We start from the raw sequence: 12423 nt of genomic DNA on the forward strand, positions 1-12423 counted from the left end.
GCCGATGACTGAACGAAGAGTCGTTATCACGGGTATTGGCGCGTTTACACCACTGGGTAAGACCGCTCCGGATTTCTGGAACGGTCTTGTTTCAGGGAAAAGTGGTGTACGCCCCATTTCCCATTTTGACACCTCCGACTATCCCACAAAATTTGCCGGACAGATCGAAAATTATGATTCGAATCAATATTTCGATCGTAAAGAGGCCAGGAGATTAGATCCTGTGACTCAGTACGGCATGATTGCGGCTGATGAAACCATTGAAGACAGTAAAATCGATCTGGACAAGATTGACAAAGATCGTGTTGCTGTTCTGATTGGAACTGGTATAGGAGGCATGAAAACGTTCTATGATCAGTCTATATCACATGATAAGCATGGTCCAAGAGGGGTTTCTCCATTCTTTATTCCCATGCTTATTCCTGATATGCCTGCAGGTCAGATCTCCATTAAGTATGGATTCAGAGGTGCAAACTTCTGTGCAGTGTCTGCTTGCGCCACGGGATCACACAATATTGGTTTAGCCTACGATCAAATTCGAATGGGGCAGGCCGATATGGCTCTCTGCGGTGGAACAGAAGCGCCGGTTTGGGAAATCGGGATTGCCGGTTTTTCCTCCATGAAAGCCCTATCTACCCGAAATGAGGATCCGGAAAAAGCATCCCGGCCTTTTGATAAAAATCGAGATGGATTTGTCCTTTCAGAAGGCGCATCAATGATGTTTCTTGAATCACTTGATTCTGCACTTGAACGCGGAGCCCGAATCTATGGAGAAATTACAGGTTACGGTTTTTCAGCTGATGCATATCATATTACAGCCCCGGATCCGGATGGAAACGGTGTTCACCTCGCACTAACAAATGCGCTAAAAATGGCCGGAATCAAACCGGAAGATATTGACCATATCAATATGCATGGCACATCCACTCCATTAGGCGATATAGCCGAAACAAACTCGATTAAGCGTGTTTTTGGAGATCATGCCTACAAAATCAATTTAAATTCAACCAAATCCATGACCGGGCACATGCTCGGAGCCGCAGGAGCCGCTGAATCACTGGCAACACTGTTGGCAATTTATCATGGAACGGTTCCGCCTACTATAAATCTCGATACACCCGATCCGGAGTGCGATCTGAATTACACTGCCAACGAAGCCGAAGTGCGGGACGTACGATATGCCATGAATAACGCATTCGGATTTGGCGGACACAATACAACTCTCGTATTTAAGAAATTTGAAGAGTAAAATATGATTGAAAGACTCAGGGAGTGGTTTAGAAGGGATCAAAACTTCAATCAATCCGAGTCTTTTACTCGTATAAACACACTTGAACGTTCTATAGGGTTTAGTATACCAGCTAAAGATCGGTCTGTTTTTTTACAAGCCCTCCGCCACCGGTCTATTGTTGATAATGAACAATTCGAGTCTCACGAAACCTACGAACGACTGGAGTTTTTGGGTGATGCAGTTCTGGACCTAATTGTAACAGAAATCCTGTTTGAAAAATATCCTACCAAAAATGAAGGGTTTTTGACAAAACTCCGATCAAAAATTGTTAAAGGTGAAACTCTTGCAATCATTGCAAACAATTTACGGCTTTATGATGCTCTGGAAGTAGGGGAGAGATCATCCGGGCAGGGAATCGAATTTTCTAAAAGTATAATGGCCGATGTATATGAATCGGTAATTGCTGCGATCTACATTTCTAAAGGATATGCGTTTACCTACAATTTTGTGCTCAGTAACGTAAACAGTTTCCTCGATTTTGAAACCTTGGAAAATAAAGTAGACAACTTTAAATCCCTGCTTATGGAGCACTATCAATCACAAGGTGCATCCCTGCCGGTCTACAAGGTTTTATCGGAAGAGGGGCCGGGGCACGATAAAACCTTTACAGTTGGTGTTTATTTCGATGATCAGAAAATTGGTGAAGGTGTAGGGAAAAGTAAAAAGAAGGCCGAACAGCAAGCGGCCAGGGTCGCGATTGAGGAGTTGGGAATCGCAAAAAATTGATGGTACTGTTAGCTTCTGCAAGGCTGATGAATTATCTTAGTGGACCTTTGTAAATAGGAATTTCTCTTTTACCCGGTACAGATATGATTGCACATTTGCTAAAACCCGAATTTGATGAGCTGATCCGGAACAAGGAGTGGATTACGATCAAGGAGGCACTCGAGGATGTACCGGCTGTTGATATTGCTGAACTGCTTGAAGATCTCGAACCGGAAGTTGCGGTTGTAATCTTCAGACTGCTGAAAAAGGCCAAAGCTGCTGATGTTTTCACATACCTCAGTTCCGGAAAAGGGGTAGAACTGCTTGAAGTATTCAGCCGCCAGCAGCTCAGTGATGTTATGAACAATCTTGAACCGGATGAAAGAGTTGCCCTGATGGAAGAGCTGCCGGGTAACTTAACTCAGCGTGTTCTCAACTCAATGGACACTGAAAACATAGCCCAGGTGCGCCGTCTGTTGGGGTATCCGCCTAAGAGTGTCGGTCGTTTAATGACCACAAACTATGTAAAAATAAAAAAAGATTGGTCAATTGATCGCAGTCTGAGTCATATAAGAAAGTATGGCCGGAATGCAGAGACTGTAAACGTAATTTATGTGGTAAATGAGGAGGAAAAACTGATTGATGACCTCCGATTAAATCAGCTGATTATTTCAGATCCGGATCTGAAGATTGAGGATATCATGGACCACTCTTTTGAGGCGCTGAGTGCATTTGATGATCAGGAAGAAGCAGTTCGAATGCTCAGTAAATACGACCGGGTAGCACTGCCCGTGGTAGATTCGGATGGAGTTCTCGTTGGTATTGTAACGGTGGATGACGTGCTCGATGTAGCTGAAGAGGAGACGACTGAGGATATGCAGTTGATGGCCGGTATGAGTGCACTGGATGACTACTATTCTCAAACCAATATACCTGAGATGGTCCGGAAGAGAATTGGCTGGCTGATCTTACTATTCTTGGGGCAGATGTTTACCGTAACCGCAATGGCCGGTTTTGAAGATACACTGGCTCAGGCTGCAGTGCTGGCTCTCTTTATCCCCATGATTATTTCCAGTGGCGGTAACTCAGGATCCCAGGCCGCTACACTTATTATCCGGGCTATATCAACTGATGACATTAAATTGACAGATTGGCTTGGCGTACTTAAGAGAGAGCTGATGTCCGGATTTTTGTTGGGTTCCATTTTAGGAATTATGGGAACAGCGGTGATTTCTACCTGGATGGTCTTCAGGGGAGAACCGATGTCGTTTACGGTTCTTTTACAGGCATTAACGGTAGGATCCAGCTTGGTTGGGGTAGTGCTGTTTGGAAACTTAATCGGTTCAATGCTTCCTTTTATCATGTCAAAACTGGGATTAGACCCCGCGGTTACTTCGGCCCCTTTTGTGGCTACCCTAGTAGACGTTACCGGAATTATCATCTACTTCAGCATTGCTGTTGCACTTTTAACAGGAGTTGTTCTTTAAACAAACACATTATGAAAGCATATTTAGATTTAGTTCAGCGCGTACTTGAGCACGGAGTTCGAAAGGAGAACCGGACGGGAACCGACACGCTCTCAAATTTTGCAGAATTTTATAAAGTTGACCTGGAGGATGGGTTTCCGCTGCTCACTACAAAAAAAGTCTATTTCAAATCCGTAATTATGGAGCTTCTCTGGTACCTGAGAGGCGATGACCATATACGCTGGCTAAGAGATGAAAAAGATGTTCACATCTGGGATGCATGGGCTGATGATGACGGTTACGTAGGCCCAATCTATCCTGTGCTGTGGAGAAGGTTTCCCTATTTGAAGGAGAAGAATGGCGCATCATATCCAAAACAGGGAGAATCCCGTGAAAGGGATTGGGTCTATGATGAATTTGATCAGGTTCAGAGAGCCATTGATATGTTGAAAAACAACCCGAACAGCCGAAGAATCGTTGTTTCTACCTGGCACCCGGGTTTATTGGATGAGATGAGGCTGCCACCCTGCCATATCATGTATATATTTAATGTGTCTAACGGGAGATTGAATTGCCATTTAACTCAGCGATCCGGTGATATTGCCTTGGGAATTCCATTTAATCTGGCGTGCTATTCTGCTTTAACTATGGCAATGGCCCAGGAGGTTGGATTGAAACCGGGTGAATTTGCACATACAATTGTGGATGCTCATATTTATGAAAACCACATTGAAGGACTCCAGGAGCAGTTGACCAGGGAACCCAAAAAGCTGCCTAAATTGACGATCGCAAAAAAACCGATCGACCAATTGGAGTTTGAAGACTTTTCACTTGAAGGGTATGATCCCGATCCGGCTATTAAATTTCCTGTGGCTGTATGAAAATTGTATTAATTGTAGCTCATGACCCAAACCTGGTGATTGGCAATGAAGGCGGTTTACCCTGGCACTACAGTGAAGACCTCAAGTTTTTTAAAAAAGAAACGATGGGGCACCCAATTGTGATGGGGCGTATTGTATTTGAAGAGCTAAATGAAAAACCACTTCCCGGCCGTGAAAATATTGTACTGTCCCGCACAAAATCCTTTGAGCACGTCAAAACATTCAAATCAATCGAGGAGGCGCTTGATAATCTTCGGGGCCATGAGAAGGTGTTTATAATTGGAGGAGGGGAGATCTACAAACAAACCCTGGATATGGCTGATGAACTCATTGTCACGCAAATAAAGGTGGAGTATTCAGGTGATACCTTTTTTCCGGAATACCAGGATAAAATTGGAACGGTTTGGAGAGAGTACTGGAGAGAGGAACATTCTGCATTCGATTTCGTTAAACTTAAAAAAGTTTAACGGTAAAGTGTGTGTTAACTTTATAGTTAAAAAATATTAACTGCGTGTTGAGGACTATTAGTTTTAGATTGTTTGCAGTGTATCCGGTGCCCGATGGAAATTTATCTTTCAACATATCGACCCCTGTTTCTAAATGAAATTTGGCTGTACAGTGTAACAAACCAAATTTACCTTGTTACTCTGATCATGGTCTTTTCATTGGTTGCCTATCTGTTCATAAAAAACAGGAAGTCTGAATCATTCTCGTTGACCACATCTGAACAGTACCACTTTTTACAGGCTGTAACTAAATATTCCGAGACAGCTGATTTTATTGTAGATCATCAGCATACACTGAAGTTTGCAAATGAGCATTTTCTCAAAATGTTCGACCTTGAAGAAGAGGCAGTGGATAATATCTCATTTTCCCAAATTGGAGTACCTATTGAGCTAAAAAATATCGTCACTATGACAGGAAATAATGGATCTAACAGCTCAGTATTTACGCTAAATGATGGTCGGAAGATTTCTTGCAAAAAGGCTCCCGTGACGACACATGATGGACAACATCTCGGGACACTGTACAAAATTTCAGATCATATTTTCACAGGAAAGGGAAAAGCTGATGCCGGAAAATGGTTGCACGAGATCAATACCCCTCTAAACGCAATTGTCGGTTATTCCGAAATTTTAAAGAATCAGGAAGGGCTTAATCCGGATCAACGAGATTACCTTGAAACGATTAATGCACAGTCGTTTCAACTAAAATCGAGAATCGAAGATCTTCTTGCTGATAGAAATTCAACCAATATTTCTGCTGTTGAAAACAGAACTGAGATTCGTAAAGTCTTGATTGTCGATGATGTGCCGATCAATCGTACTGTTTTGAAAATTATGCTGAGGAGGATGGATTTTGATGTTACTGAAGCCGTAAACGGTAAAGAAGCATTGAAAAAGTTTGAAGCAAATCCTGCAGACTTAATTCTGATGGATATCAGTATGCCGGTGATGAATGGATTGGAGACGACCAAAAAACTGCGTCAGGATGGACACAACATCGATGATTTACCGATTATTGCCGTCACAGCCAGTACATTTTATGACAAGAGAGAGACTCTGAGAACGAAAGGATTTAACGCACTTCTTAAAAAACCTTTCAAAGAGAGAGACTTAGTAGAGGTACTAAAAGCAGTTAATGCTCCATTAAATTAATCTCTTTTACGTGCACTGCGTAGGGTTTCACAACAGGCTTGGTCAAAGCGATTATATGTTTTGTATCGGCTGCTTTTGAGAATTCAACGGCTTTCTTGTGATCATCATCCAGTATCCAGATACTCTCATTTTCATATTTATAAGCCTCGGAATAGCTCTTATCAAAATTTACATAAAACCCGGCTGAATGGTCATCACTTGGTAAATTGTGCTTTTTCAGATACTTCTTGGTTTTTGTAAAAATCTCATCTTTCAGGCTTTTAACCTGGCCTTTTTGGATAAATGTGGTTCTGAAAAGGGATCTGTTCAGAAATCTGGACGTTAAGTCAGAAAGTATTGGGTCATAACTTCCAAGCCAGCTTTTAATAGATATGAGTACATCATTATCATCCAGGGCGAGGTAGTGTTCCAGCATGTCCGATGTTATTAATTTTCTTGCTGAAGGCTTAGCCTGCAGAAAAAACCTGAGAGGATCTGAAGGAATGTGAACGCTTTCTCCATTTTCCAGGAGGTATTCAACCCGTTTAAAAATCTGCTTAAGCAGTGTATCGGCACTGAGTACCGTTTTATGCAGATAAACTTGCATGTACATCAATCTTCTCGAAAGGATGTAATTCTCTACTGCATAAATTCCCTTCTTTTCAATTACTACGTTTCCGTTTAGAACCCGCATTGTTTTTAAAATACGGTTAATACCAACAGAACCCTCCGAAACTCCGGTAAAGAAGCTGTCTCTTTTAAGATAGTCGAGGCGATCGATATCTAACTGAGAGGAGATGAGCTGATGCAGAAATTTTTTCGGGTATTGATCGGTAAAAATGTCGATAGCGGTGGATAATGCTCCGTCAAACTCCTGATTAAGCTTCTCCATGATTTTCAAGCTCATCATTTCGTGGTTGAAATCTCGGATCAGAGAGTGTTCAAGCGTATGAGACAGTGGGCCGTGACCAACATCATGAAGAAGGATTGCGATCAGTGTTCCATTGATTTCAGCATCACTTATGGTAGTGTCTTTCTCCTGAAGATTCTTTAATACGCGCTGCCCGAGCTCCAGGGCGCCGATGGCGTGTGAAAAACGGGAATGTTCAGCCGCCGGAAAGACCAGGTATCCGAGTCCGAGCTGGCGAATACGCCGAAGCCGTTGCACATATGGATGATCGATCAGTTTGAGAATAATCCCTTTTGGGACAGAAATGAAGCCGTGGATCGGATCACTGAAAATTTTGTACTGTTTACTTTTATCCATTGTCTATCCTTTAAAGAGATATTTTTCTCTGTCTATCATATCGGGTAATCTGGCCGGCCGGTTTTTCTCCAAATTGAACCACACACCGGTCGTTTTTGCAACAGCTTTCAACTCCTTTTCCTTTTTGGAATAAATTGCCTGAAAACCTTTGATTGAACTGTTTCCATACTCTTCCACAGAAGAGCCTACCAAAATTGTTTCTCCCATTAATATTGGTTTAATGTAATCGAGCTCAAGGTGAACGAGAACAAAACTAAAACCACTTTTTACAGAGGCCTTAAACTCTGGAATGTGGTGAATGAATTGTATTCTTGCCTCTTCAAAATAGGAGTTAAACACCGCATTGTTTACATGATTGAGAGGATCCAGATCCCTGAAACGAACAGCAATCTCTGTCCAGTGGTAGAAAAGGTCGGGTCGATATGTGGGCTTCTCCATGAAATAGATCTATTTTAAATAGGGTTTTATACCAAATAATTCATCTGTAAGGTAATGAGAAATAAGCTGAAAGGTGAAAGAAGATCCTTTTGAATAAAAGACGATATCTACAGATTGGATGCTTATATTCTGATGGAAATTGAAAACAAAATAGGATCAGACATAATGTTGGATAAAGAGTCGCAGTTATTTTTAGAAGAGTTATTGATTACCCCAAGCCCAACCGGTTATGAAGCTGCCGGACAAAAAGTATGGAAGGAGTACGTAAAAAAGTATTCTGATAAGGTTGAGTCGGATGCGTACGGTTCTGTAGTTGCCAAGGTTGAAACTAACATGGATGTAGCCACGGTAATGATAGAAGCCCACGCTGATGAGATTGGTATGGTGGTTCAGCACATTTCTGAAGAGGGATTCATCACGCTTAATAAACTGGGGGGAAGTGACTCTACCATTGCTCGGGCAAAACGGGTTTATATTCATAGTAAAAAGGGGAGAGTACTCGGTGTTGTTGGAAACAAGGCCATTCACCTTCAGGACTCCAAAAATGGTGGGGGCAAACAACCGGCCTGGAAAGACATCTATGTGGATATCGGTGCATCGAGTAAGGAAGAGGCGTTGGAGCTGGTTCAGATCGGTGATCCGGTAACCTATACCGACGAAGTGGAATATCTGAATGATGAAATTATTACAGCTCGCGCTCTCGATAATAGAATTGGCGGATTTGTCATTGCTCAGGTATTAAGAAAACTGAGGAAGCGCAAGAAAGATTTAAAAGTGAATGTTATTGCGTTGAACTCTGTACAAGAGGAAGTTGGCGGATTTGGCGCACGCATGATGAGTTTCAGGCACATGCCGGATGCTGCTTTGGTAACAGATGTTACGCACTCCACTGATACCCCTGGGGTCAATAAGAAAGAGTTCGGCTCTGTGACGTTAGGCGGAGGCCCAACAGTTCAGCATGGAGGAGCAAATCATCCTGCTGTTGTAAAACTTGTTCAAGAAGCTGCCGAAAAAGCTAAGATCACGATACAGCATGAGGCGACCAGTGTACGAACCGGAACAGATACGGACAGCATTTTCTATCAAAAAACCGGTATCCCAAGTGCACTTATCTCACTGCCACTACGATATATGCACTCCCCGGTGGAAACAGCATCGTTGAATGATGTGGAAGCACTCATTGACCTGATGACAGAGTCTATCCTGAACATGCGCCCGGACCAAACATTCTCGGTATTTGAAGATTAAGATGAATGATTAGTTAGGTGAGAATCTATATGAGAGTCCTCTTTATCCGGGGGCTTCTTATACCTAAAGAGCATAAATCTTCTTTAGCTTTCGTATCCGTTTGGATTATTCTGTTGCCAATTCCATGCATCACGGCACATATCAACCAGATTGCGTTTAGCTTTCCAGTTAAGTTCCTTTTCAGCTTTAGTTGGGTCTGCATAGCAGATCGCTGCATCACCTGATCGCCTGGGGGCAATCTCGTAAGGGATTTCGAGATCATTGGCTTTCTCGAATGCTTTTACTACATCCAATACACTCGATCCGGTTCCGGTTCCAAGGTTGTACGTTACCACACCGGGATTGCTCTCAAGTTTTTCCAACGCTTTCAAATGGCCAATGGATAGATCAACAACATGAATATAATCCCGTACTCCGGTCCCATCGTGAGTGGGGTAATCATCCCCAAAAACACGCAGTTTATCGAGTTTACCCACAGCCACCTGTGTGACAAATGGCATCAGATTATTAGGAATTCCATTGGGATCTTCACCAATTAGTCCGCTTTCGTGAGCCCCAACTGGATTGAAATATCTTAACAAAGCAATATTCCATGCAGGGTCAGAATCGTAGAGGTCTTTTAAAATGTATTCAATCGTGAGTTTAGTTCTCCCGTATGGATTAACGGACGTGACCGGACTCTCTTCAGGGATGGGTGACTTTTCAGGGTCTCCGTAAACTGTAGCCGATGAACTGAAAACCAAGTTTTTTACCCTATATCTATTCATTGCTTCACAGAGGTTTACAGTGCCTGAGATATTATTTTTAAAATAAAGCAAAGGTTTCTCAACGGACTCTCCGACAGCTTTTAATCCGGCAAAATGAATAACAGCATCGAAATCGTACGTTGAGAACAATTCATCTAATCCGTTTTCATCCAAAAGATCCAGTTTATGAAATTCAGCCTTTTTACCGGTAATCTCCCGGACCCTTTTCAGAGATTCGGTTTTACTATTAGACAGGTTGTCCATCACAACAACCTTATAATTCTCTTTTAAGAGTTCTAATACAGTGTGACTTCCTATAAATCCGGTTCCTCCGGTAACAAGTATCGTCTTCATAAATAGATAAACAGTTATTTAAATTAGCTCGTTGAACTCAGATAGGATCTGGTCGCAATAGACATCCATTTCATTTGTGAGGTCTGCAAGCTCTTCAGTTGATCGGTTCTCTTTGATATAATCTTTTGATTTTTCGTACATATCAATCACCGGCTGCAGTTTAAGCATCATTGCTACCGGTTTAATTTTATGGCCGGCACGTCGCAGCTCTTCCATATCCCGGGCGAGTACAGACTCTTTAAAGTTGGTTTGAAATTCTGAAAAGGATTGAATTGACGCTTTTGAAAACTCTTTTACGTATCCATCATCGTCGTAGAGCATTTCTCTTATAATTCCAACATCAACAAAGTTTCTTTGTTTAGCCATTGATCAGTTTACAGGTTTGTTGATATTGTGCGGGGTAGGGCGTCCTTGATTATCCAGATGGACAAAAACGATTTTATCTATCCGAATAATCGTCTCTTTTGTGAACTTGTGCCTGACCTCGCATTTAACAGTGATGGAAGTGGTCCCGAATTTCACCGTTTCCATTCCGATTTCAATAATGTCGCCCAGTTGAGCCGAACTGACAAAATCAATTTCAGACATGAATTTGGTAGCGATATTATTCTTTCCAAGCTGGCAAATAACATAAATTGCGGCTTCTTCATCAATCCAGGCCAGTACACTCCCGCCAAAAAGGGTGCCGTGCGCATTTAGATCCTGTGGTTTAATCAACTTTCTGCTGAAGAAACGCATACCTTCGTAAATTTCAGGCATGATGCAATGGGTTTAAAAATTTTTGTTAAAGTTACTCACTTAGTAACCATTTATAGTTGTAAGTGCATGATTAAAAAATATGACTCAGCAAAGTTAAGAATAATATTACTGAATCGATGACTTTATTAACTGGATCTCGCACCGGCATACAGATATTACGATTGTTGATCAAAAAATAGTCAAATCAGTTGATCTATAGTTTTCTATTAAGCTTAACATCAACTTAACATTCTACTAACATCTGAACTTAATATTGATCGTGTAACTCCAATACGTACTATCGACAATCAAATAACGGCAAAATGGGTGCTCTGAACGGGTGCCCTTTTTATTTTTTAATCATTGCTAATGTAATTTGTAACAAAAATTCACTTTCTTACTCTTTCTAATAGACTAAATGTGAACGTTACGGACGTACGTACAATGAGAAAAATTGCTTTCACAAATCAGAAAGGAGGGGTTGGTAAAACCACGACTACCATTAATACCGGGGCCGGATTGAGTAATTTGGGTTATAAGGTATTACTCGTGGATATGGATCCCCAGGCAAATCTTACCTATTCATTAAAGCTCCATTCGAATCGTATTGATAAAAATGTGTATCAAGTATTGAAGGGAACTGCGGATGTTTCTGAAGTGATCATAAAACATAACTCATTCGATATTCTCCCTTCATCGATTGAATTGTCGGGTGCAGAGATGGAGTTGGTCAATGTGCCGGCTCGTGAAATGCTGCTTAAAGATGCGCTGGATGAGGTGAAAGAGGATTATGATTTTGTTCTTCTCGATTGCCCGCCCAATCTTGGAATTCTGACTCTGAATGCATTTACTGCGGCAGATGAGCTGGTCATTGTACTTCAATCGGAGTATTTGGCACTGCACGGTTTATCTAAACTGATGGATGTGATTCAAATCGTTCAGAAACGGTTAAATAAGAATCTTAAAGTGGAAGGAATTCTCTGTACGCTTTATGATAATCGAAAAAATCTGAACCGTGAGGTAGTGGGGCATATTCGGGATTATTTTGGATCCAAGGTATTTAATACCGTTATTAGAGATAACGTAGCGTTGGCGGAAGCTCCAAGTCATCACAAAACTATTTTTGAGTATGACAGTGAAAGTAACGGAGCCAAAGACTATCAAATGCTTGCGAAAGAAATCAGAAATGGCCACTAACCGGTATGAATCTTACTAAAAAAAGTCTCGGCCACTTTCCTTTTCAGGAACACAAAGTGGATGAATCGGAATTTTCTTTCATTCCTGACATCAATGGGGGTGAAAGGCGGGAGTCACTGCGGGAAGTGGGCAGTGAACCGGAAGGGTTCAGCCTTAACCGTGAGTTACGGAAATTCCGGGAAGAGCCAAAAACAGACGAAGAGATCAGCAAGCACCTGGTAGAGCGGGATGTTCCCGAACCGGTAGAAGAGGAAGCTCCGAAGAAAAAAGTGGCAAGCTACTATCTTGAAGTTGATCTGATTGATCGCTTAAAAACCTTCTCTGATAAGATAAACCGATCTTATTCTGCAGTGGTAACCGATGCCATTGAGAGGTTCATCTCTAAGAAAGGTTATTGATAAACCTTTTCGTCAAAATTTACAGCCTATCTTTTTCATCAGGGTGACAGAAGTTGT

The 12423-nt window shown here is 41.8% G+C and carries 14 protein-coding genes; 9 read left to right on the forward strand and 5 right to left on the reverse strand.

Features of this window, described 5'->3' with window-relative positions:
• The first annotated feature begins 4 nt into the window (after positions 1 to 4).
• The 6 genes from fabF to BG260_RS05685 all read left to right on the forward strand — a co-directional run bounded on the left by fabF (position 5) and on the right by BG260_RS05685 (position 6001).
• Positions 5 to 1249, forward strand: coding sequence for a beta-ketoacyl-ACP synthase II (gene fabF / locus BG260_RS05660; protein ID WP_069130992.1), 1245 nt, complete (start codon positions 5 to 7; stop codon positions 1247 to 1249).
• A gap of 3 nt (positions 1250 to 1252) precedes the next feature.
• Complete coding sequence (gene rnc, locus BG260_RS05665) at positions 1253 to 2017, forward strand: ribonuclease III (protein WP_083750116.1); 765 nt, start codon at positions 1253 to 1255, stop codon at positions 2015 to 2017.
• 83 nt (positions 2018 to 2100) lie between these two features.
• On the forward strand, positions 2101 to 3483 hold the full coding sequence (gene mgtE, locus BG260_RS05670; RefSeq protein ID WP_069130993.1) for a magnesium transporter: 1383 nt from the start codon (positions 2101 to 2103) through the stop codon (positions 3481 to 3483).
• Positions 3484 to 3494: 11 nt separating this feature from the next.
• On the forward strand, positions 3495 to 4343 hold the full coding sequence (locus BG260_RS05675) for a thymidylate synthase (protein ID WP_069130994.1): 849 nt from the start codon (positions 3495 to 3497) through the stop codon (positions 4341 to 4343).
• The gene (locus BG260_RS05680) at positions 4340 to 4810 is read left to right on the forward strand and encodes a dihydrofolate reductase (protein ID WP_069130995.1); all 471 of its coding nucleotides are present in this window, start codon (positions 4340 to 4342) and stop codon (positions 4808 to 4810) included. Before BG260_RS05675 ends, BG260_RS05680 begins: the two co-directional genes overlap by 4 nt.
• A 186-nt stretch (positions 4811 to 4996) precedes the next feature.
• Positions 4997 to 6001: a response regulator gene (locus tag BG260_RS05685; protein ID WP_176719441.1), complete on the forward strand. Its 1005-nt coding sequence runs from the start codon at positions 4997 to 4999 to the stop codon at positions 5999 to 6001.
• On the opposite strand, the gene BG260_RS05690 is transcribed toward BG260_RS05685, so the two are convergent.
• On the reverse strand, positions 5982 to 7247 hold the full coding sequence (locus tag BG260_RS05690; protein WP_069130997.1) for an HD domain-containing protein: 1266 nt from the start codon (positions 7245 to 7247) through the stop codon (positions 5982 to 5984). The genes BG260_RS05685 and BG260_RS05690 overlap by 20 nt on opposite strands.
• Before the next feature lie 3 nt (positions 7248 to 7250).
• Positions 7251 to 7685, reverse strand: coding sequence for an acyl-CoA thioesterase (locus BG260_RS05695; protein WP_069130998.1), 435 nt, complete (start codon positions 7683 to 7685; stop codon positions 7251 to 7253).
• A 165-nt stretch (positions 7686 to 7850) separates the two neighbouring features.
• On the opposite strand from BG260_RS05695, the gene BG260_RS05700 reads away from it, so the two are divergent.
• Positions 7851 to 8933 (forward strand): M20/M25/M40 family metallo-hydrolase, encoded by a 1083-nt coding sequence (locus tag BG260_RS05700; protein WP_069131049.1) that lies wholly within the window; start codon positions 7851 to 7853, stop codon positions 8931 to 8933.
• 83 nt (positions 8934 to 9016) lie between these two features.
• Here BG260_RS05700 and galE read toward each other — a convergent pair whose 3' ends face one another.
• From galE to BG260_RS05715, 3 genes are read right to left on the reverse strand one after another with little or no spacing between them, the layout of a single operon-like run.
• Positions 9017 to 10033 (reverse strand): UDP-glucose 4-epimerase GalE, encoded by a 1017-nt coding sequence (gene galE / locus BG260_RS05705; protein WP_069130999.1) that lies wholly within the window; start codon positions 10031 to 10033, stop codon positions 9017 to 9019.
• A gap of 18 nt (positions 10034 to 10051) precedes the next feature.
• Positions 10052 to 10399 carry a hypothetical protein gene (locus tag BG260_RS05710; RefSeq protein WP_083750117.1) on the reverse strand — a complete coding sequence of 116 codons (348 nt, stop codon included), beginning with the start codon at positions 10397 to 10399 and terminating at the stop codon, positions 10052 to 10054.
• A gap of 3 nt (positions 10400 to 10402) precedes the next feature.
• On the reverse strand, positions 10403 to 10771 hold the full coding sequence (locus BG260_RS05715; protein WP_069131051.1) for a hotdog domain-containing protein: 369 nt from the start codon (positions 10769 to 10771) through the stop codon (positions 10403 to 10405).
• A gap of 444 nt (positions 10772 to 11215) precedes the next feature.
• On the opposite strand from BG260_RS05715, the gene BG260_RS05720 reads away from it, so the two are divergent.
• Both BG260_RS05720 and BG260_RS05725 read left to right on the forward strand, forming a co-directional pair.
• On the forward strand, positions 11216 to 11968 hold the full coding sequence (locus tag BG260_RS05720) for a ParA family protein (protein ID WP_069131000.1): 753 nt from the start codon (positions 11216 to 11218) through the stop codon (positions 11966 to 11968).
• 5 nt (positions 11969 to 11973) lie between these two features.
• Positions 11974 to 12366, forward strand: coding sequence for a hypothetical protein (locus tag BG260_RS05725; RefSeq protein WP_069131001.1), 393 nt, complete (start codon positions 11974 to 11976; stop codon positions 12364 to 12366).
• The last annotated feature ends 57 nt before the right edge of the window (positions 12367 to 12423 follow it).

The organism is Rhodohalobacter halophilus (assembly GCF_001715195.1).
Lineage (GTDB): Bacteria > Bacteroidota > Rhodothermia > Balneolales > Balneolaceae > Rhodohalobacter > Rhodohalobacter halophilus.